This window comes from Nocardia sp. NPDC004068 (genome assembly GCF_042874315.1).
GTDB lineage: Bacteria > Actinomycetota > Actinomycetes > Mycobacteriales > Mycobacteriaceae > Nocardia.
Genome location: NZ_JBIAMW010000020.1, coordinates 50,457 through 70,689 on the forward strand (window position 1 = coordinate 50,457; position 20,233 = coordinate 70,689).

The following is a 20,233-nucleotide window of genomic DNA, read 5'->3' on the forward strand; positions in this document are numbered from 1 at the left end:
ACAGCCCGGCAACACCGCGCTTCTACCGTGACCACAGATTGGTCTCTTGTTCACCGGAGGTGCGCCGTGCAGTTGCGCGAGATGTTGGCCGAGCCGCTGGGCCTGCGGCTGCTGCACGGTGAGCACGCGCTCGATCGGCGCGTCGACCGTGCCTGCGTCACCGATATGCCCGACCCGGCCCCGTTCGTCACCCCCGGCGCGCTGGTCTGCACCGGCCTGGTGTGGCGCCGCGGCCCCCGCGACAGCGACCCCTACATCGGTTTGCTCGCCGAGGCGGGGGCGGCGGCGATCGCGGCCGGGCGGACGCTGCACGGCCACGTTCCCGACGATGTGATCACCGCCTGCCGCGCGCACGGCCTGCCCCTGCTGGAGGCCCCGCGGTCGCTGCCGTTCAGCCGCATCATCGAACACCTCGCCGCCCGCCGGGCCGAAACCCGTTTGCGCCGTGTCGAATCCGGCTTCGCCCGCCAGCGCCGCCTGCTCGCCGCGGTCGCCGACGGCGGCGACGCCCACCACCTGCTCACCGAATTCGCTACGGACCGAACGGCTTCCGCGTGGCTGCTGACCGCCACGGGAGCGCTCGTCGCGGGCACCGCCCCGCTCGCCGACACCGAGATCGACACCCTGATCGCCGCGGCCGCCGCCGCACCCCGGCTGCCCCTCACCACGTCCGGCGGCTACACGATCCATTCCGTCGGCAGTCGCCTGGGCGATCGAATCACATTGTGGTACTTGGTGGTTCGCGCCGAGACCGACACCGAGGACATCGGCTCCGATCTCGCCCCCATCGCCGAACTGTACCGAATGCGCCATCGTGAACGCCTCCGGCTCCGCTGGGAACTGAGCGACCATCCGATCCCGGACGCGGACGCCGCGGTCGCCGTCGTAGCCGATACGGCCGCCCCGCGACGAGCCGAGGGCCGGGAAATCCTGCCCGAATCCGACCGGCCGAGGCTCGCCCCGGAGGAACTCCGCGTACTCGTGCACGACATCCTGCCCGGCGCGCCCACCGAGGTGGACCGGTACGGGCGCGTGGTGGCCTGGACCACGGGATCCGAACGGGACGTCGCGGCCCGGCTGACTCGGCACCTGAACCGATTGCGCCCGGCCGTGCGCGGATTCACCCTGCGCGTCGGCGTCAGCGCCGCCCGCCCCGGCGAATCGCCCTCCGGTGCCGTGGCTTCCGCGGCCGCCGCGGCCTCGGCCCTCGGGGACGCCGCGGTGATCGTGCGGATCGCCGAGGTGGATTCGGTCGTCGGCCTGCTCACCGCCGTACCGGACGACCTGCAACGCCGCTTCGCCGCCCGGGTGCTCGGCCCGCTCCTCGAGTACGACCGTCGTACGGGAACGGGACTGCTGCGCACCCTCGAGGTCTTCCTCGACTGCGCCGGCTCCTGGCGTACCGCCGCGGACCGAATGCACCTGCACCTCAACACGATTCGCTACCGGATCGGCCGCGTGGAGGAGCTCACCGGACGCGATCTGGGGCGGCTCGACGACCGGCTCGACCTGTATCTGGCCGTGCGGGCGTACGGCTCTCAGACCGCACCCGTGTAGGGGTCCCAGGCGATTCCGGCGTCGGGCGCGTCCTCGCGCAGCACGCTCGCCTGGATGAGGCCGTACGGGCGGTCGTCGGCGTGGAACACCTCGTTGGCGTTGTCGATGCCGAATCGGCCCAGATCGTAGGAGAAGTGATGTTTGTTCGGGGCCGACAGCCGGATCTCGGCCAGACACGGATACGCCTCGAGAGCGGCGCGGCCCATCTCGAACAGGGTCTGCTGCAACGCCTTCGAGTGCAGGACCGCGAACCGTTCCACCAGCACCGCCCGGATGCCCGCGTACGCGGAATCCCAATCGTCCGGGGCCGCGGCGAAGCGCCAGCGCACGTCCAGACTGGTGGCCAGCACCCGATCCGTGGTCGGCTCCAGCACGGTGAACGGATCGGTCAGGAAGCCGCCGAACTCCGAACCCGTCGATTTGAGGATCACCAGATCCTTGACCCCGCCGATCACCCACTCCCGGCGGTCGGACCCGCGGCCCGCCGCGGTGATCGCGGCGACCCGCACCTCGGGTCCGGTACGGGTCCAGGTGTGTTCGTGCGGGCGGCCCTCGACGAGCACTCGCTCCCAGGCGTACTCCTCGATCTCGACCCGGGCCGATCGCACGGGCGCGATGTCGTCGACGAAGTGCCGGGCCAGTGCCAGCCCGTAGTCCTCGACGCTGCCCGCGCCGTGGGTCTTGGCGTAGGCGTAGACGGTCTGCTTCTGCGAATCGGTGGGCAGCACGGCGCCCTGATCGCCGGACACGTGCGCGGCGTCGAAATCGCCGTGCAGGCAGGTGGATACGTTCAGATCGCGGATCTCGTGCCGGTCGGTGTCCCGATACACGCGCACCACGCGGTTCTCGGCCTTGCCGTACCGGTTCGGGCCGAGGACGATCTTGCCGGACATAGCGGTCATGCCCTCACTCTGGCGCACCGCGCCCGCGCCCGGTCCTGTACTTCGCACAAATCCGTACCCCGCCCGCACCCGGCTTTCTGGCCGCGCGCACGAGCCGGACCGCGCGGCGGCGGCTCTACCGTTGGATTCTCGTCATCCGGCGTCCGCCGGAGCTACCCGTCACGGAGTCACCCATGACCACACCGCAATCCGTCGACACCCGGTTGCCGCTCGGGCAGCTCGCGCTGTTCGGCGTTCAGCACGTGCTCATCATGTACACCGGCTGCGTCACGGTACCGCTGGTCTTCGGCGCGGCGGCCGGACTGGACCGGGCCACCATCGGGCTGCTCATCAGCGCCGATCTGCTGGTCGCCGGGGTGATCACGGTCGTGCAGAGCCTCGGGGTCGGGCGCGTGCTCGGCGCGCGGCTGCCCATCGTGTGCGGCGCGACATTCGTGGCGCTCACCCCGATGATCCTCATCGCCCGGCAATACGGCCTGCCCGCGGTGTACGGCTCGATGCTGATCGGGGGCCTGGTCGGGCTGGCGCTGGCGTGGCCGTTCGCGATGATCGTGCGCTACTTCCCGCCGCTGGTCTCGGGCACGGTGCTGACCGTCGTCGGCGTATCGCTGATCGGCGTGGCGGGCGGGCTGATCGTGGGCAGCGATCCGAAGGCCGACTCGTTCGGCGCGCCCGCCCGGCTCGCGCTGGCCGCGGTGGTGCTGGTGATCGCGACCGTGCTGACCTGCCTGGGCCGGGGCGTGTGGTCGCGGCTCGGGGTGTTGATCGCGCTGATAGCCGGTGTGGCGCTGGCGATTCCGATGGGGCTGCTGCATCTGGACGGCGTCTCGGCCGCGGCGTGGTTCGGGCTGCCGCGGCCGTTCCGCTTCGGCGCGCCGCAGTTCCCGCTCGCGGGCGTGGTGGCGATGAGCGTCGTCGTGGCCGTGGTGTTCGCCGAATCGACCGCGAGCCTGCTCGCGGTGAGCGAGATCACCGGAAAACGCCTGAGCCGCAACGACATCGCGCGCGGGCTGGCAGGGGACGGGTTGTCGGCAGTGCTGGCCGGGGTGTTCGGCTCGTTCGTGGACACCGTGTTCAACCAGAATGTCGGCGCGGTCGCCACCACCCGCGTGCACAGCCGCTACGTGACCGCGGTGGGCGGCGCGATTCTCGTTGCGCTGGGCCTGGTTCCGCGCCTCGGCGCGGTGGTGGCCGCGGTGCCGGGGCCGGTGGTGGGCGGGGTGGGGCTGGTGCTGTTCGCGACCATCACCGTTGTCGGCGTCGACACCCTGCGCCGGGCCGATCTGACCGATCGGGTGAACTTCACCATCGCCGCGGTGTCGATCGGCGTGGGGCTGATCCCGGTGCTGACCAAGGACATGTTCACGAAATTCCCCTCCTCGGCGCAGATCCTGCTGAACAGTGGAATCACCCTGGCCGCGGTCACGTCGTTCGCGCTCAACCTCGTGTTCAACCACACCCGCGTCGGCGCGATCGCGCGCCGGGACGCCATCGTCCGCCCGACCGCCGCGGGAGATACCCCTGACGCCGTCACCGCGTAAGCCGTTCGACGTGCCCCGTCGTCGACCTCGCGGTGGTTCGTCGCCGGAGTGACTGAGCGGAAACCATTGCACGCCAATGGGTTAGGCGTGCTCTCGGGTCGGTTTCATGCGGGTCGTCCGGGTGACGCCGCCGCGGGGATCAGAGCGCGTGGATCTCGGGCAGCAGCTCGGCCAGATTTGCCAGACTCTCGGCTGTCCACGGGACCGTCGGGGCGAGCATGGCGTGGTCGAAGCCGAGTTCGGCCAGTTCGTGGACGCGGTCGCGGAAGCGGTCCACCCGCTCGGGGTCGTAGCGCATGCCCACCGTCTTCTCGATCTCGGCGTAGTCGCGGCCCAGATCGGCGCAATGCTTGCGCAATACGTCGAGCTTGTGGGCGACGTCGTTGCCGAGGCCGATCTCGGGCATGTCGGAGATATTGCAGGCGTCGGCGTAGCGGGCGACCATTCGCAGCGTCTTGCGTTCGCCGCCGCCCGCCACCAGGATCGGTGGGTGCGGGCGCTGAATCGAGTTGGGGGAGTTGAGGGTTCGCATCAGCGTGTAATGCTTGCCCTCGTAGACGCTCTGGTCCTCGCTCCACATCAGCTCGGCGATCCGCAATGTCTCCTCCAGGCGTTCGAACCGCTCGCCGAGGCGCGGGAACGGGATGCCCAGACCCTCTGCCTCCCACCGGGTTCCCGGTCCCATGGGTTCCGGATCGATGTGCGCGCCCGCGCCGATGCCGAAATACATGCGGCCGCCGCTGAATACGTCCAGCGAGGTGACCTGTTTGAGCAGGACGCCCGGATGCCGGTAGGCCACCGAGGTGACCAGGGTGCCGAGCCGGACGCGGCGCGTGTGCGCGGCCAGAAAGCCCAGTGTCGCATAGGCTTCCGGCAACGGTGACTCCGGCGGCCGCCCGGACAGGTAGATCTGGAAGAAGTGGTCCATCACCCACAGGCTGTCGAAGCCCGCGTCGTCGGCCCGACCGGCGAGGTCGGCCAGGAGCGGACCGAGCCGCTCGGTGGGGACGTCCCAGGAGAAATCGGAGAAGGCAAGACCCAGCTTCATCGCGCACACCCTTAAGTTGTTAGCCGGACAATGACACTATCGTGAGCCGACTAACGAATTCAATACCCTACGCTGAGTCCACCATGACCGACCAGCCCGAGGCCGAATTCCAGAACGCGTTCTGGGCGGCCAAACACGCGATGATGAACGCCGCCGCCACCGCCTACGCCCAGCACGGCGTCTACGAGGGACAGCAGTTCATCCTGCGCTGCCTGTGGGCCGAGGACGGGCTCACGCCGGGCGAGGTCGCCAAACGGCTGAACCTGTCGACGCCGACGGTCACCCGCGCGACCACGCGCATGGAGACCGCGGGACTGCTCCGCCGCGAACCGCACGCCACCGATCGGCGGCTCGTGCGCCTGCGTCTCACCGAGCGGGGGCGCGAGCTCGAGCACGCCATCGAGGCGGAGAGCGAACGGCTGGTCGCCCGCGCGCTGGCGACCCTGGATCCCGGCGAACGCGCGTTCCTGGTGGCGAGCCTGCGGGCGATCGAACGCAACCTCACGCGCGAGGAATAGCGTTCAGCCGCAGGCGTTCACCCACTCGGACATGCCGTCGGCGAAGCGCTGTCGCTTCCAGATCGGCACCTCGTGTTTGATGCGGTCGACGAGTTCGGCGCAGGTGCCGAACGCCTCAGCGCGATGCGGCGCGGCGACGGCCACCGTCACGGCCACGTCGCCGACGCCGAGGGCACCGATCCGGTGCACGGCCGCGACGGGCAGATTCGCCGCGGCGGCGACCTCGGCGCAGATCGTGTGCAGGAAGCGGTCGGCCTGCGGGTGCGCGGAGTACTCCAGCGCCGAAACCGCCTGTCCGCCATCGTGATCGCGCACCTTGCCGGTGAACACCACGACCGCGCCGTACTCGGGTCCGCTCACCGCCGCCTCGACCGCGTCCGGTTCCAGCGGGGTGTCCACGATCGCGGTGAGCCGCACCAGCTCACTCATGTCCGCCTCCTCCGGCGACCTGCGCCAGCAGGTGATCCAACAGGGGTTCCAGCACCGCAATCCCGTCGCGCACGCCGCCGGGGGAGCCGGGCAGATTCACCACGACGGTGCGCCCGGCCAGCCCCGCGACGCCGCGGCTGAGAGCGGCCAAGGGGAATGTCGCGACACCGCGCGCCCGGATCGCGTCCGCCACCCCCGGCAGCTCCCGGTCGAGGACGGCTCGGGTCGCCTCGGGAGTCGCGTCGGTCGGAGAGGCCCCGGTGCCGCCGGTGGTGATGACCAGCCCCGGCCCGTCGGTGAGGGCGTCGGCGAGCCCGGCGGCGATATCGGCGTCGGCGTACACGAGGGGGCCGCGCACCGAAAAACCTTGCGCGGCCAGCCATTCCGCGAGAACGGGGCCGGTCTTGTCGACCCGCGTTCCGGCCGCGACGCCGGTCGAGGCGACGAGGACGGCCGCCGTGCGGGAGCCTTCGGCGCGCGGGGGGTGGGCGTGCGTGGTGCCGGTCCTGTGCGCGGGGTGGGTGCCCTTCATGCCGGACCCTTCGGCGGGCGCGTCGTGGTCCATCGGGCGGGAGCCTGCGCTGTTCGCGTCTCGAGCCGCCCGGTGCGCGACATTCGCCGCCCCGGCCGGGGCGGCGTGGGAATCGGCCTGGGCGACAGGCGTTTTCGGCCGCTCCCAGTGGCCGTGTTTACCGCCGTCCTTGGCGACGAGCCGGATGTCGGTAAGTACGGCGGCGGGGTCGACGGCCTTGACCATGTCGTGCAGGGTGAGGCCCGCGACGGCGACGGCGGTGAGGGCCTCCATCTCGACGCCGGTGGGGCCCTTGGTCTTCGCGGTGGCCTCGATGGTGATGGCGTCGGCGGTGAAGGCGAATTCGACGCGGACCGAGGACAGGGCCAGCTGGTGGCAGAGGGGGATGAGTTCGGAGGTCTTCTTCGCGCCCGCGATCCCGGCGATGCGGGCGGTGGCGAGGACGTCGGCCTTGGGCATGTCGTCCGCGCGGACGAGGGCGATCACCTCGGGGGTGGTGCGCAGCGCGCCCGCCGCGACCGCCACGCGCGTGGTGTCGGCCTTGGCGCTCACGTCCACCATGCGGGCGCGGCCCTCGGAATCCAGATGCGACAGCTCGCTCATAGCTCCCACACTGTCACAAGCGATCCGGCCGCCAACTCGGTGACCTCCTCGGGCACGTCGATCAGGACGTCGGCCTGGGCCATGGTCGCCACCAGGTGCGAACCCGGTCCCGAGGCCAGCGCCACCCCGTCGATCTCCATGCGCCCGCGCAGATACTGGCGGCGGCCCGCCGGAGAGCGCGCCGAATCCAGCAGCGGCACCTCGCATTTCGGAACGGGCGGCAGCCCCGACAGCTCGCGCAGGACGGGCCGGGCGAACACCTCGAACGACACCACGGTGCTCACCGGATTGCCGGGGAAACTCAGCACCGGCACGCCGTCGACGACCGTGACGCCCTGCGGCCCGCCGGGCTGCACCGCCACCGTGCCGAAATCGCCTCCGCGCGTGGACAACACGTCCTTGACCACCTCGAAGTCGCCCTTGGACACCCCGCCGGAGGTGAAGACCACATCCGCGACCTCGGTGGCGCGACCCAGTTTGTTCTGGAACTCGCCCGCGTCGTCGCGGCTGTGCTCGACCGAGACCACCTCCACGCCGTTGACGGCCAGCGCGGACGCCAGCGCGATCCCGTTGGAGTTGTAGATCTGGCCGGGCCGCAGCGACGCGCCCGCCGATACGAGCTCGTCGCCGGTGGTGAGCACCGCCGCGCGCACCCGCCGGAAGACCGGCAGCCGCGCCAGACCCACGGCCGCGAGCGCCGCGACGTGCCGGGGCGCGACGAGCGTCCCGGCCGGCACCAGCAGATCGCCGGCCCGCGCGTCGGTACCCGCCTCGCGCACGAAATCCCCTGTGCGCCGGCCCTTTTCGACGATCACCTCGGAGCCGTCGACGCGGGTGTCCTCCACCGGCACCACGCAGTCGGCGCCCGGCGGGATCGGCGCGCCCGTCATCACCTTCATCGCCGCGCCCGGCGGTAGCGGTGTCTGCCCGGTCTGCCCGGCGGCCACCACCCCGGCCAGCGGCAGCGTCACGGGCGTGACGGCCACCGACTCCGCCCGCACCGCGTAGCCGTCCATCCCGGAATTGCGGAACACCGGCAGATCCAGCGGCGACCGCACGTCCCGCGCCAGCACCCGACCCAGCACCTCGGTCATCGACACCTCCGCGACATCGCGCAGGGCGAGCGGACGCAGCAGTTGCTCGACGTGCTCGCGGTGCTCGTCGACCGAGCGCGCCGAGGTCGTGGGCCGGATCGTCATGAGGTCAGAGTAGTCACCCCGGACCGGACGGCTCCCGGCTAATCCTCGCGGGCGTGTTTGGGGCGGCGGGATTCGGCGGCCGCGGTTCGCGGGGGGAGCACGACGGTGTCGGCGAGGGGGTCGGCGTGCAGGTGGCGGATGAAGTCCTCGACCGAGTGGTAACCGGCGGCGAGGACCGCGGTGAGCAAGCGTCGGGCCGCGTGGTTGGTGGTGTCGGTTGCCATGGCTCCCCTCCTGCGTCGGCTTCCGTGGATGGTCATCCCGCCGCTGTGTGGTATTCGTGACCGGACCGGCGCCGGATGGGGGCTTTTCACAGCGCGACGGCGGCGGGCGAGGATACTGATCGGGTGAGTGAGCCGGGAACGACCGAATCCGACGATGCCGTGTTGGCGGATGCCGAGGGTGCCGCGCCGCGGGCGGGCAGCTTCCGCTTCTGGTTCGCCACGCGGCGGTGGGAGTGGTCGGCGGAGGTGTACCGAATGCACGGGTACGTGCCCGGCGAGATCGAGCCGACCACCGAACTGCTGCTCGAGCACAAACATCCCGACGATCGCGAACACGTCGCCGAGCTGATCACCCGCGCGGTCGAGCACGGCGAACCGTTCTCCAGCAGGCACCGGTTCCTCGACACCGCGGGCCGCGAACATCAGGTGATGGTCGTGGCCGATCGGATCCTCGACGCCCAGGGCGGCGCGGTCGGCACGACCGGCTTCTACATCGATCTCACCTCGACCCTGGCCGAGGCGGAGAACGCGGCGGTCACCGCGGCCGTCTCGGAGCTGGCCGAGGCGCGGGCGGTGATCGAGCAGGCCAAGGGCGTGCTCATGCGGATGTATCGGATCAGCGCGGACCAGGCGTTCCGGGTGCTGGTCTGGCGGTCGCAGGAGACCAATGTGAAACTGCGGGTCCTCGCCGCCCAGCTCATGAACGACCTGCCTATGGTGCCCCCGGCCTCCGCGGAGACCGTGGGCGCCTTCGACCACGTGCTGCTCACCACGCATCTGCGGGTGCCGCGCGAGGACCACTGACGACTACGTCGATCCACGTACAATCGAACAATGCCGCTCGTCCATCCCGCCCGCGATCAGATTCGCATCGAGACCGTGCTGTCGGCACTGGGGCATCCGATCCGGCTCGCGGTGCTGCGCGTGCTCGACGCGGGCGGGGAGTACAACTGCACCGGCGTGCTGAACGTCCTCGGCATCACCGCCCGATCGACCATGACCCATCATTGGCGGGTGCTGCGCGAGAGCGGGGTCATCCGCCAAACCGCTTCCGGCAGAGAGTTTCTGCTCGAGCTGCGCCGCGCGGACCTCGACGCCCGCTACCCGGGCCTGCTGGACGCCGTGCTCGCGGGCGCCGAGGTGGACGAGGCTCGTGGTCGGGATGCCGTGCTCGCGGGCGCCGAGGTCGACGAAGCCCGCGATTAGAAGGCCGTGCTCGCGGTTGCCGAGGGGACGAGGCTCGCGGTCAGGACGCCGCGCTAGCGGGTACCAAAGTGGACGAGGCTCATGGTCGGGATGCCGTGCCCGGGGGCTCCCTGCTGGACGAGGCTCGCGGTCAGGACGCCGGATAGAAGGCGTCGATCTCGGCGGCGATGCGGTCGGGTTGCTGGTCCACCAGCCAGTGGCCCGCGCCGGAGACCTCGTCGCCGGAGGCGTCGGGGGCGGCGTCGCGGACGGCGGGGAGCATCACCCCGCTCAGGCCGTCCTGGGTCAGCATCCGGACCGGTTGGCGCAGCGGTGACTGTTGCAGCGCGGCGTTCTCGGCCTCGTCGGCGCTCCAGGTGCGATACAGCTCGAAGCCCGCGTGCAGGACCTGCGGGCGCGAGTAGACGCGGACGTACTCGGCCAAAGACCTTGGCGCGACGGGCAATTCGTGGGTGGCGCTCGCGCGGGCCTGCTCGGAGACCTCGCTGTGGCGGAAGAAGTAGTCCAGGAAGGTGCCGACGCGGCCGGTGACGAGGTCCTCGGCCAGGGGGTTCTGCACATTGAACGAGAAGTGCCAGGATAGGGGCTGCACGGACGCGAAGGTGAGATTCCGCCCGACCAGCGGGAAGTCCATGAGGAACAGCCCGGCCACCTGATCACGATGCTCGGCGGCGAGCGCGTAGGCGACCCCGACGCCGAAATCGTGTGCCACGACGCGGGTTTCGCGCTCGACGCCGATCCTGGTCAGCAGGCCCGAAACATACCGGGCCATGGTCGTTTTCGTGTAGGACGGGAGTTCTCCCGTGCTGTCGCCCAGGCCCGGCAGGTCGATCGCGATCACCGTGCGGCCCGGCAGCAGCCTCGGCATGACCTCGTGGTACTCGTACCAGCTCTCCGGCCAGCCGTGCAGCAGCACCAGCGGCTGCGGGCCCGTTCCGCCGATGACGTAGTGCATCTGCACCCCGTCCACGGTCGTGAAGCAGTGCCGGAACGCGCTCGTGAACGCCGGATCGTCCCTGGTCGCCGCGTCGTAACCCGGACTGCGCGGTTCCTCTCCGGCCGCGCACGCCGGTGCGGCCGACGGAACCGGTCCCGCATCCGCGTGCGAAACCGCTACGCCCGCAACGACGCCGAGAACGACGGCCAGCGCGGTCGGCCACAGGATCCGCCACCATCGGCGGATCGGCGAGGAGATCGCCATGACACCTCCATATTGTACGTATATACACGTACAAACGTAGCATGGGCCGAACCGCCAGGCCACGGGCCTTCGGCTGTCCGTCCCCTCGGGAGGTGGCAATAATGGGAGCCGTGACCGTGGTTGTGATGGGCATTCCCGCCGTGCGGGGCAAGCGCCCCACGTTGGACGGCAGGCCCGACACGCCGTACCTGGTCGACCGGTTCGGGCGGGTGGCGCGAGATCTGCGCGTCTCCATCACCGAGAAGTGTTCGCTGCGGTGCACGTACTGCATGCCCGAGGAGGGACTGCCCGCGATCCCGGCCGACGAGCTGCTCTCGGTCGAGGAGATCGTGCGGGTCGTGGCGCTGGCCGTGCGCGAGCTCGGGGTGAACGAGGTCCGTTTCACGGGTGGGGAACCGCTCATGCGCCGCGACCTGGAACGCATCGTGGCGGGCTGCCGCGCGGAATTGCCCGCGACGCCGTTGGCCATGACCACCAACGCGGTCGGGCTCGAGCATCGCGCGGCCGGGCTGGCTCGGGCGGGTCTGAACCGGGTCAACGTCTCCCTCGACACCGCCGACCGCGCCGCGTTCGCCGCCCTCACCCGGCGCGATCGGCTGCCCGCGGTGCTGGCCGGAATTCGCGCGGCCCAGCGCTCCGGTCTCGCGCCGGTCAAGGTGAACGCCGTGCTCATGCGCGAAACCCTGTCCGGCGCAAGCGATCTGCTGCGCTGGTGCCTGGACGAGGGCTGTGAGTTGCGCTTCATCGAGGAGATGCCGCTCGACGCCGATCACGAATGGGCGCGGGCCGAGATGGTCACCGCCGCCGACCTGCTCGACGTGCTCGGCGCCCGCTTCACCCTCACCGAGGTCGGCCGGACGGACCCGTCCGCGCCCGCGGAGAACTGGCTGGTCGACGGCGGCCCGGCGACCGTCGGCATCATCGCCTCGGTGACCCGCAAATTCTGCGGCGACTGCGACCGCACCCGCCTCACCGCCGACGGCATGATCCGCTCGTGCCTGTTCAGCGATCAGGAATACGATCTGCGCACGCCGCTGCGCGCGGGCGCGAGCGACGACGAGCTGGCCACGCTGTGGCGCGGCGCGATGTGGAACAAGTGGGCCGGGCACGGCATCGACGCCGCCGGATTCGTGCCCCCCGAACGGACGATGGGAGCGATCGGTGGTTGAGGTCCGCTATTTCGCCGCGATCGCCGACGCGGTCGGCAAGGCCAGCGAACAGCTCGACCTCCCCGGCGAGGCCACCGTCGCGGACCTGCGCCGCGTCCTCGCGCGCGCCTACGGACCGGAGCTGGATCCGATGCTGAAGGTCTGCGCGTTCCTCATCGGCGACGAACTCACCCGCGACGACACCGCGCCCCTGGCCGCGCGGGTGGATGTGCTGCCGCCGTTCGCGGGGGGCTGAATTTCGTTCCGGCACCGCGTGTTTCGCATCAGTTTCGCCACCAGGTGTCGAAGGGCGACACCGGAAGTGCGCGCTTGTGCCGGGTCGTCGTGTAGATCGACTCGATGCGCTCGGCGATCTCCGGCGCGACGTCCTCGCCCTCGAGGTAGGCGTCGATATCGGCGTACTTCAGGCCGAGGGCGACCTCGTCGGGCAGGGCGGGCCGGTCGTCCTCGAGGTCGGCGGTCGGCACCTTGCGCCAGGTGCTCTCGGGTGCGCCGAGTTCGCGCAGCAGGGCCGCGCCCTGGCGTTTGGTGAGGCCGGCGAGCGGGGTGATGTCCGCGCCGCCGTCGCCGTACTTGGTGAAGAAGCCGGTCACCGCCTCGGCCGCGTGATCGGTCCCGACGACGAGCAGATTCAGCTGACCGGCGATCGAGTACTGGACGACCATGCGTTCGCGGGCCTTGATGTTGCCGCGTACGAAATCGCGCAATCGCGGTTCGCCGCCGAGCAAGTCGCGCAGGCCCGCGGCCGATTCCGCGGCCACGGCGTCGGCGCCGGGCTTGATGTTCACCTCGATCTCCCGGTCGGGCCGGATGAAGTCGAGCGCGACGCGGGCGTCGTGCGCGTCGGCCTGCACGCCGTAGGGCAGCCGGACCGCCACGAAGGTGGCCGCGCGGTCTTCGGCGCGCAGCTCCTCGGCGGCGAGCTGACCCAGCCGACCCGCCAGCGTCGAATCCTGGCCGCCGCTGATCCCGAGCACGAAACCCGTTGCGGGCGTTGACCTCAGGTAGTCCTTCAGGAATTCGACCCGGCGGCGGATCTCGTCCTTCGGGTCGATCCGCGGTCGGACGCCCAGTTCGGCGATGATCTGTTCGCGCATGGTCGCCACTCTAGGCGGCGGGGACCAGGGCACGGATCAGCCGCTCCCAGTGGTCGCCGATCTGGTCGAGGGTGTAGCCCAGGACGCGGGTCTGATGCAGCACCAGGGTGGCGTCGAGCGCGTTCAGGAGGGTGTCGGCCAGCAGCGGGATCTCGCCGGGCGTTCCGGCCTGCCGAAGCAGCAGGGAGACATGGGTTTTCACGACGTTGTAGGGCGGGGTGGCGAAGCGGCCCGGATCGTCGGCGGCCCGGCGGACCTCGCCCGCGACCTCGATATCGGCCAGCCGGGCGCGGCCGAAGGCCACCAGTCGCTCCACCGGCGGGGCGCCCGGACCCAGCGGCGGCGGCCCGAAGATGTAGGCGGCCTGGAGTTTTCGGTCCGAGTGGTCGAGCAGGGCCATCATCAACCCCGCGCGGTTGCCGAAGCGGCGGAAGACCGTGCCCTTGCCGACGCCCGCGCGTTTGGCGACGGCGTCCATGGTGACCGCGTCCGCGCCGTGCTCGCGGACCAGCTCCTCGGCGGCGTCGAGGAGCAGCTGCCGGTTGCGGGCGGCGTCGCTGCGCTCGGTATGTTCGGCGACCGGGAGGGGCTCGAGGTGGTCGAACGGGGGTAGCGGCACCGAGACCGGCTCTATCGGTAAGGATTTCGATGTGTCGTGGTTCACAGGGGTCTACCTAGGGGCCGGGAATGAAGCGGACCGGGGTCCGGTTATTGTGACATGACGGCGGAACACCCCGCCCTGTGCAGCACAAGGAGTGATCATGTCCCAGACTCGCCTTCTCGCTCTCGTCGGTAGCCTGCGCGCCGGGTCGATCAACCGGCAGCTCGCCGAGGCGGCCGCCCAGACCGCGCCCGAGGGCGTGCAGGTCGACATCTTCTCCGGTCTTGCCGACATCCCTTTCTACAACGAGGACCTCGACGTGCCCGGTAGCGTGCCCGCCACCGCGGTCGCGTTGCGCGAGGCGGTCGCCGCGGCCGACGGCCTGATCTTCTTCGTCCCCGAATACAACGGCACCATCCCCGCAGCCCTGAAGAACGCCATCGACTGGGCCTCCCGCCCCTACGGCCAGGGTTCCATCAAGGACAAGCCCGCCGCCGTCATCAGCGCCTCCATCAGCTCCAACGCCGCCAAGTGGTCGCACGCCGACACCGTCAAGGCCCTCGGCGTCGCCGGAGCCTCCGTCGTCGAGAGCGCCCACCTCCACTTCGGCACCATCGGCGAGCGCTTCGCCGCCGCCCACCCCCGCGAGGACGCCGAGGCCCTCACCCAACTCTCCGCCGCCGTCGCGGATCTGGTTGCGGCCGTTCAGGTTCGGGTCAACGCCTGAGTTCCGCCCTGGCCCCGGCGCTGGGCGCCGGGGCCAGGGACTGGGAGGGGGCTCGCCATTCCAGGGTGCCCCTTCCGAGCGCATTCCGGTCCTTGCTCCCGGCCCCAAGCGTCAGCCTCTTGCCCCTTGCCCCTGGCCCCTGGCCCCAGCGCTAGCCCCTTGTCCCTGGCCCGGTGCCGGCGCTTCCTGCCTTTGGCCGCGGCGCTAGCCCTTCTTGTCTCTGGCCCCAGCGCCAGCCCCCCTTGTCCCTGGCCCCGGCGCCCCAGCGCCGGGGCCAGGGTCTCTCTGCCTCCAGGGAGCGGAATGGATACAATATGAAAACCGTTTTCATTAACCGGAGGTGACCCAGATGAAGGTGCGTAACTCGCTCAAGTCCCTGAAGGACAAGCCCGGCGCTCAGGTCGTGCGCAGGCGCGGACGGACGTTCGTGATCAACAAGAAGGACCCGCGCTTCAAGGCTCGCCAGGGCTGACGGGACGCGGGGGAGGGCCGCCCGGCCGGTAGCGGACGGGCGGCCCTCGGCGTGAACGGGATGTGAACGCGGGTGATCAGCGGGGTGCGGGAGGCTGATGGGAACGAACGAGACCGGTGGGGCGGTTGGGTTTGCTGGGAAAGAGCTGAGTCGTGAAATCGTGATCTGCGCCACTGCCGTGTCGGGTTGCGAATCGGCTGTCCAGGTACTTACGACGATCGAATTACAACTTTGGGACTCGCAACATGTCGTGTTGTAGGAATCTGTCGGCCACTAGGTGTAGTGTCTTGGACACTGGAGAACGAAGCGGGCTCCGCGCAGGTCAAGCCTCGGCGACCTGGGGATCCGCAGCCGGTTCCAGGGGTTTGCGCAGTACCACAGGATGTGGCTCTTCACAGTCGTGCACTGCATACCGGACTAGGCAAGGAGAAGAGGGACACCAATGACCATCACCGTCTACACCAAGCCCGCTTGTGTTCAGTGCAATGCCACCTACCGCGCTCTCGACAAGGCGGGTGTGGACTACGAGGTCGTCGACATCTCCGAGAACTCCGAGGCCCGCGACTACATCATGGCCCTCGGCTACCTGCAGGCCCCCGTCGTCGTCGCCGGTGACGACCACTGGTCCGGCTTCCGCCCCGACCGCATCAAGGCCCTGGCGACCGTCGCGGCCTGACCTTCGCGCGGAGGCCCCGGCCGGAGAGCGCGGCCGGGGCACTCGGTAGGGAAGCGGCCCGGAGCTTCGAAGGGAAGCGGCCGGGGCCGCCCCGAAGGGAAGCGGGGCGGGGTGTTCCGAAGGCAGCGGCCCGGGAATCCGGAGAGGCGCCCGGCCTCCTTCGCGAAAGTGCTTGTGGCCCTTGACAAAGGGAATCCGATGAAAGGGGGAGTGGTGCCGAACCTGGTCTACTTCTCGAGCGCGTCGGAGAACACCCATCGCTTCGTGCGGCGGCTGGGCCTCCCGGCCGAGCGCATTCCGCTCCACACCGCCGACTCGTTGCGCGTCGACGAGCCCTACGTCCTGATCTGCCCGACCTACGGGGGCGGCAAGAGCGTCTTCGACGCCGCGGGCCGGGGCGGTCGATCGGACAAGGACTTCGTGCCCCGACAGGTTGCGAAGTTCCTCAACGATCCGCACAATCGTGCGCTGTTGCACGGCGTCATCGCCGCGGGCAACACCAACTTCGGCGACACGTACTGCTATGCGGGAGAAGTGATCTCGCGCAAGTGCGGGGTGCCGTACCTGTACCGCTTCGAACTCATGGGAACCGCCGAGGACGTCGAGCGCGTCCGAGAGGGATTGGGATTGTTTTGGCAACGACAACAGCACCGGCCGGAAAGACGGCCCGCCTGGAGCGCCCGGTGAGCAGTGAGGCGTCCACCGAGGGTTTGGACTACCACGCCCTCAACGCGATGCTCAATCTGTACGGTCCGGGCGGCGAGATCCAGTTCGACAAGGATCGCGAGGCCGCGCGGCAGTACTTCCTGCAGCACGTCAACCAGAACACCGTCTTCTTCCACAACCTCGACGAGAAGCTCGACTACCTCGTCGAGGAGAACTACTACGAGCCCGAGGTCCTCGACCGCTACAGCCGGGCGTTCGTGAAGAAGCTGTTCCAGCAGGCGTACGCCAAGAAGTTCCGGTTCCCCACCTTCCTCGGCGCGTTCAAGTACTACACCTCGTACACGCTCAAGACCTTCGACGGCAAGCGCTACCTCGAACGGTTCGAGGACCGCGTCTGCATGGTCGCGCTCACCCTGGCCGACGGTGACGAGATCCTCGCCCGAGAGCTGGTCGACGAGATCATGGACGGCCGCTTCCAGCCCGCCACCCCGACCTTCCTCAACTCCGGCAAGAAGCAGCGCGGCGAACCGGTCAGCTGCTTCCTGCTGCGCATCGAGGACAATATGGAGTCCATCGGGCGCTCGATCAACTCCGCGTTGCAGCTGTCCAAGCGCGGCGGCGGAGTCGCGTTGCTGCTCAGCAACATTCGCGAGCACGGCGCGCCGATCAAGAAGATCGAGAACCAGTCCTCGGGCGTCATCCCGATCATGAAGCTGCTGGAGGATTCGTTCTCCTACGCCAACCAGCTCGGCGCGCGGCAGGGCGCGGGCGCGGTCTACCTGCACGCGCATCATCCCGACATCTACCGCTTCCTCGACACCAAGCGCGAGAACGCCGACGAGAAGATCCGCATCAAGACGCTCAGCCTGGGCGTGGTGATCCCGGACATCACCTTCGAGCTGGCGAAGAAGAACGAGGACATGTACCTGTTCTCGCCCTACGACGTCGAGCGCATCTACGGGCAGCCGTTCGCCGATGTGAACGTCACCGAGAAGTACTACGAGATGGTCGACGACAAGCGCATCCGCAAGTCGAAGATCAACGCGCGCGAGTTCTTCCAGACCATCGCCGAGTTGCAGTTCGAGTCGGGCTACCCGTACATCATGTTCGAGGACACGGTGAACCGCGCCAACCCGATCGCGGGCAAGATCACCCACTCGAACCTGTGCTCGGAGATCCTCCAGGTCTCCACGCCCTCGGTCTACAACGACGATCTGTCGTATGCCGTTGTGGGCAAGGACATCTCGTGCAATCTGGGTTCGCTCAACATCGCCAAGACCATGGACTCGCCCGACCTCGGCAAGACCGTGGAGACCGCCATCCGGGCGCTCACCGCGGTGTCGGATCAGACCAGCATCTCCTCGGTGCCCTCGATCGAGCAGGGCAACAACGAGTCTCACGCCATCGGGCTGGGGCAGATGAACCTGCACGGGTATCTGGCCCGGGAACGGATCCACTACGGGTCCGAGGAGGGTGTGGACTTCACCAACATCTACTTCTACACCATCGCCTATCACGCGATCCGCGCGTCGAACAAGCTGGCCATCGAGCGCGGCCGCGCGTTCGGCGGCTTCCCCGAGTCGAAGTACGCCTCCGGTGAGTACTTCGACAAGTACACCGACCAGGCGTGGGAGCCCAAGACCGACCGGGTCCGCCAGCTGTTCGCCGACGCGGGCGTCCACATCCCCACCCAGGACGACTGGCGCGACCTGAAGACCTCGGTCATGGCCCACGGCATCTACAACCAGAACCTCCAGGCCGTCCCCCCGACCGGCTCGATCTCCTACATCAACCACTCCACCAGCTCGATCCACCCGGTGGCCTCCAAGATCGAGATCCGCAAGGAAGGCAAGATCGGCCGCGTCTACTACCCGGCCCCCTACATGACCAACGACAACCTCGACTACTTCGAGGACGCCTACGACATCGGCTACGAACGCATCATCGACACCTACGCCGCGGCAACCCAACACGTCGACCAGGGCCTGTCCCTGACCCTGTTCTTCAAGGACACCGCCACCACCCGCGACGTGAACAAGGCCCAGATCTACGCCTGGCGCAAGGGAATCAAGACCTTGTACTACATCCGCATCCGGCAGATGGCCCTGGAGGGCACCGAGGTCGAGGGCTGCGTCAGCTGCATGCTGTAGATCCGGCGTACCCCCGGCGTGTCGGAGGTCGTTGAGCGGTAAGCTACTTACGGAAGAGTCGTGCGCCCGGCGGCGCATACCTGTGAAGGCCGAGTCGAGGAGGTGGGTAGCTGTGCGTAGCGAACCCCCGAGTCGAAGGCCGCGCGGCGCCGCCCTGGTGTTCTGCCGGTAGTTCGTCGGCGGCGGGGTCGGTGCCTCGCGGTGTGATTCGAGATCTCGATCGCCCCCGTTCATCGCTCGCTTGTGCCGAGGAATCACCATGTCGCCGACCGAAGTGTCTGTTGCCGTCCCCACGCTGCCCGTCGAGGCCGCGCCCACCGAATCGCTGTTCGAGGTCGTCGAGACGCTCGGGGTCGAGGCGACCCTGCGGTGGCTCGACGATCGGCCGCCGCATCTGATCGCCGACGAACTGGCGCGCATGGACGCGCTGCACGCGGGGATGGCGTTCCGGTTGCTGGACAAGGACCGGGCGCTGGCGGTGTTCGAGGAACTCGAACCCGTCGACCAGCAGCAGATCCTGACCAGCCTGCGGGATCAGAGCTTTCGCGAACTCGTCGAGCGGATGGATCCCGACGACCGCGCCCGCATGCTGCGCGAGGCCCCGGCCAAGGTCGCCAAGAAGGTGCTGGCGGGGCTGAGCCCGCGCGAACGGCGGATGACCGCGGCCCTGCTCGGCTATCCGGAGGGCTCGGCCGGGCGATACATGACGCCGGAAGTCGTTGCGCTGCCGCGTGATCTGACCGTCGAACGCGCGTTGCGCACCGTGCGGGCCAAGGGCGCGAGCGCCGAGACCGTGTACACGCTTCCCGTGGTCGACGGCGGCCGCCGCCTCATCGGCATCGTCGAACTGCGCGAACTCGTCCTGAGCGAGCCGGAGACGATGGTCGCGGATCTCGTTGTCACCGAACCGGTTTTCGCCCGCGCCACCGACTCCGCGGAGAAGGCCGCGCGGCTCATGCGCGAGACCAATGTCCTCAACCTGCCGGTGGTCGACAGCGAGGACCGGCTCGTGGGCCTGCTCACCATCGACGACGCCGTCGAGGTCATCGAGGCCGCCGACAGCGAGGACGTCGCGCGTCAGGCCGGCACCCAGCCGTGGGCCGGACATTACATGGCCGCCAAGGTCTTTCAGCTCGCCCGCTACCGCGCGATGTGGCTGTTGCTGTTGCTGGTCGCGGCCACGCTGACGGTCACGGTCACCGACGCGTTCGAGGGGACGCTCGCCCGGGCCGCGCACCTGGCGCTGTTCATCCCGCTGCTCATCGGCGCGGGCGGCAATGCCGGTGCGCAGGCGGCCACCTCGTGCGTGCGCGCGCTGGCCGTCGGCGAGGTGCGGGTGTCGGATCTGCTGCGCGTCATCTGGCGCGAACTGCGCGTCGGACTCGTGCTGGGCGCGATGCTGGCGGCGGTGGGCATGCTCATCGGCGCGATCTTCGTGGGCGCGCAGATCGCCGTCGTCGTCGGCATCACGCTCGTGGTGATCTGCGGCTGGGCCGCGACCATCGGCGGCACGATGCCGTTGCTGGCCAAGAAGTTGCGGATCGATCCGGCGGTCATCTCCGCGCCGATGGTGACGACGCTGGTCGACGCGACCGGTCTGATCATCTACTTCATGACCGCGAAGCTCGTCCTGGGCATCTGACGCGCTTGGCGGCCAACGGGTATCGCATGGCCTTGTGTCGGTGGCCCGCCACCTCCCGAGCGGATGAGACTCG

At 69.4% G+C, this 20,233-nt stretch carries 22 protein-coding genes; 13 read left to right on the forward strand and 9 right to left on the reverse strand.

Annotated elements, in window-relative coordinates; translation table 11 throughout:
• The first annotated feature begins 66 nt into the window (after window positions 1-66).
• Window positions 67-1,557, forward strand: coding sequence for a PucR family transcriptional regulator ligand-binding domain-containing protein (locus tag ACFYTQ_RS34190; RefSeq protein WP_387369848.1), 1,491 nt, complete (start codon window positions 67-69; stop codon window positions 1,555-1,557).
• On the opposite strand, the gene pucL is transcribed toward ACFYTQ_RS34190, so the two are convergent.
• Complete coding sequence (gene pucL / locus ACFYTQ_RS34195) at window positions 1,539-2,459, reverse strand: factor-independent urate hydroxylase (RefSeq protein ID WP_387369850.1); 921 nt, start codon at window positions 2,457-2,459, stop codon at window positions 1,539-1,541. The two genes, ACFYTQ_RS34190 and pucL, sit on opposite strands and share 19 nt — an antisense overlap.
• A gap of 173 nt (window positions 2,460-2,632) precedes the next feature.
• On the opposite strand from pucL, the gene ACFYTQ_RS34200 reads away from it, so the two are divergent.
• Entirely contained in the window at window positions 2,633-4,000 is a 1,368-nt protein-coding gene (locus ACFYTQ_RS34200; protein WP_387369852.1) for a nucleobase:cation symporter-2 family protein, read from the forward strand.
• A 139-nt stretch (window positions 4,001-4,139) separates the two neighbouring features.
• On the opposite strand, the gene ACFYTQ_RS34205 is transcribed toward ACFYTQ_RS34200, so the two are convergent.
• Window positions 4,140-5,048 (reverse strand): LLM class F420-dependent oxidoreductase, encoded by a 909-nt coding sequence (locus tag ACFYTQ_RS34205; RefSeq protein WP_387369854.1) that lies wholly within the window; start codon window positions 5,046-5,048, stop codon window positions 4,140-4,142.
• A gap of 83 nt (window positions 5,049-5,131) precedes the next feature.
• Here ACFYTQ_RS34205 and ACFYTQ_RS34210 point away from each other — a divergent pair, with 83 nt between their 5' ends.
• Window positions 5,132-5,566 (forward strand): MarR family winged helix-turn-helix transcriptional regulator, encoded by a 435-nt coding sequence (locus ACFYTQ_RS34210; protein ID WP_387369856.1) that lies wholly within the window; start codon window positions 5,132-5,134, stop codon window positions 5,564-5,566.
• A 3-nt stretch (window positions 5,567-5,569) separates the two neighbouring features.
• Here ACFYTQ_RS34210 and ACFYTQ_RS34215 read toward each other — a convergent pair whose 3' ends face one another.
• Genes ACFYTQ_RS34215 through ACFYTQ_RS34230 form a run of 4 tightly spaced genes read right to left on the reverse strand, consistent with a single transcriptional unit; the run spans window position 5,570 to window position 8,553 of the window.
• Window positions 5,570-5,995 carry a molybdenum cofactor biosynthesis protein MoaE gene (locus tag ACFYTQ_RS34215; RefSeq protein ID WP_387369858.1) on the reverse strand — a complete coding sequence of 142 codons (426 nt, stop codon included), beginning with the start codon at window positions 5,993-5,995 and terminating at the stop codon, window positions 5,570-5,572.
• On the reverse strand, window positions 5,988-7,130 hold the full coding sequence (gene moaCB / locus ACFYTQ_RS34220) for a bifunctional molybdenum cofactor biosynthesis protein MoaC/MoaB (protein ID WP_387369860.1): 1,143 nt from the start codon (window positions 7,128-7,130) through the stop codon (window positions 5,988-5,990). The genes ACFYTQ_RS34215 and moaCB overlap by 8 nt, the downstream gene beginning before the upstream one ends.
• A complete protein-coding gene (gene glp / locus ACFYTQ_RS34225; protein WP_387369862.1) occupies window positions 7,127-8,329 on the reverse strand; it encodes a gephyrin-like molybdotransferase Glp in 1,203 nt (400 codons plus the stop codon). The genes moaCB and glp overlap by 4 nt, the downstream gene beginning before the upstream one ends.
• A 38-nt stretch (window positions 8,330-8,367) precedes the next feature.
• Window positions 8,368-8,553, reverse strand: coding sequence for a hypothetical protein (locus ACFYTQ_RS34230; RefSeq protein WP_387369864.1), 186 nt, complete (start codon window positions 8,551-8,553; stop codon window positions 8,368-8,370).
• A gap of 123 nt (window positions 8,554-8,676) precedes the next feature.
• On the opposite strand from ACFYTQ_RS34230, the gene ACFYTQ_RS34235 reads away from it, so the two are divergent.
• Complete coding sequence (locus ACFYTQ_RS34235; RefSeq protein ID WP_387369866.1) at window positions 8,677-9,357, forward strand: PAS and ANTAR domain-containing protein; 681 nt, start codon at window positions 8,677-8,679, stop codon at window positions 9,355-9,357.
• Window positions 9,358-9,387: 30 nt separating this feature from the next.
• Window positions 9,388-9,759: an ArsR/SmtB family transcription factor gene (locus tag ACFYTQ_RS34240; protein ID WP_387369868.1), complete on the forward strand. Its 372-nt coding sequence runs from the start codon at window positions 9,388-9,390 to the stop codon at window positions 9,757-9,759.
• Between the two features lie 130 nt (window positions 9,760-9,889).
• Here ACFYTQ_RS34240 and ACFYTQ_RS34245 read toward each other — a convergent pair whose 3' ends face one another.
• Window positions 9,890-10,960 carry an alpha/beta fold hydrolase gene (locus ACFYTQ_RS34245; protein WP_387369870.1) on the reverse strand — a complete coding sequence of 357 codons (1,071 nt, stop codon included), beginning with the start codon at window positions 10,958-10,960 and terminating at the stop codon, window positions 9,890-9,892.
• 110 nt (window positions 10,961-11,070) lie between these two features.
• Here ACFYTQ_RS34245 and moaA point away from each other — a divergent pair, with 110 nt between their 5' ends.
• Both moaA and ACFYTQ_RS34255 read left to right on the forward strand, forming a co-directional pair.
• On the forward strand, window positions 11,071-12,129 hold the full coding sequence (moaA, locus tag ACFYTQ_RS34250; protein WP_387369872.1) for a GTP 3',8-cyclase MoaA: 1,059 nt from the start codon (window positions 11,071-11,073) through the stop codon (window positions 12,127-12,129).
• Entirely contained in the window at window positions 12,122-12,364 is a 243-nt protein-coding gene (locus tag ACFYTQ_RS34255; protein WP_387369874.1) for a MoaD/ThiS family protein, read from the forward strand. Before moaA ends, ACFYTQ_RS34255 begins: the two co-directional genes overlap by 8 nt.
• A gap of 28 nt (window positions 12,365-12,392) precedes the next feature.
• Here ACFYTQ_RS34255 and nadE read toward each other — a convergent pair whose 3' ends face one another.
• Window positions 12,393-13,235: an ammonia-dependent NAD(+) synthetase gene (nadE, locus tag ACFYTQ_RS34260; protein WP_387369876.1), complete on the reverse strand. Its 843-nt coding sequence runs from the start codon at window positions 13,233-13,235 to the stop codon at window positions 12,393-12,395.
• 1 nt (window position 13,236) lies between these two features.
• The gene (locus ACFYTQ_RS34265; protein WP_387369878.1) at window positions 13,237-13,845 is read right to left on the reverse strand and encodes a TetR/AcrR family transcriptional regulator; all 609 of its coding nucleotides are present in this window, start codon (window positions 13,843-13,845) and stop codon (window positions 13,237-13,239) included.
• 142 nt (window positions 13,846-13,987) lie between these two features.
• On the opposite strand from ACFYTQ_RS34265, the gene ACFYTQ_RS34270 reads away from it, so the two are divergent.
• The 6 genes from ACFYTQ_RS34270 to mgtE all read left to right on the forward strand — a co-directional run bounded on the left by ACFYTQ_RS34270 (window position 13,988) and on the right by mgtE (window position 20,160).
• A complete protein-coding gene (locus ACFYTQ_RS34270) occupies window positions 13,988-14,554 on the forward strand; it encodes an NAD(P)H-dependent oxidoreductase (protein WP_387369880.1) in 567 nt (188 codons plus the stop codon).
• A 349-nt stretch (window positions 14,555-14,903) separates the two neighbouring features.
• On the forward strand, window positions 14,904-15,026 hold the full coding sequence (ykgO, locus tag ACFYTQ_RS34275; RefSeq protein ID WP_387369882.1) for a type B 50S ribosomal protein L36: 123 nt from the start codon (window positions 14,904-14,906) through the stop codon (window positions 15,024-15,026).
• A 442-nt stretch (window positions 15,027-15,468) separates the two neighbouring features.
• Window positions 15,469-15,702: a redoxin NrdH gene (locus ACFYTQ_RS34280; protein ID WP_387369884.1), complete on the forward strand. Its 234-nt coding sequence runs from the start codon at window positions 15,469-15,471 to the stop codon at window positions 15,700-15,702.
• Window positions 15,703-15,915: 213 nt separating this feature from the next.
• Window positions 15,916-16,389 carry a class Ib ribonucleoside-diphosphate reductase assembly flavoprotein NrdI gene (gene nrdI / locus ACFYTQ_RS34285; protein WP_387370010.1) on the forward strand — a complete coding sequence of 158 codons (474 nt, stop codon included), beginning with the start codon at window positions 15,916-15,918 and terminating at the stop codon, window positions 16,387-16,389.
• Window positions 16,390-16,436: 47 nt separating this feature from the next.
• The gene (gene nrdE / locus ACFYTQ_RS34290; protein ID WP_387370012.1) at window positions 16,437-18,518 is read left to right on the forward strand and encodes a class 1b ribonucleoside-diphosphate reductase subunit alpha; all 2,082 of its coding nucleotides are present in this window, start codon (window positions 16,437-16,439) and stop codon (window positions 18,516-18,518) included.
• 259 nt (window positions 18,519-18,777) lie between these two features.
• Entirely contained in the window at window positions 18,778-20,160 is a 1,383-nt protein-coding gene (gene mgtE / locus ACFYTQ_RS34295; protein WP_387369886.1) for a magnesium transporter, read from the forward strand.
• Window positions 20,161-20,233 lie beyond the last annotated feature (73 nt).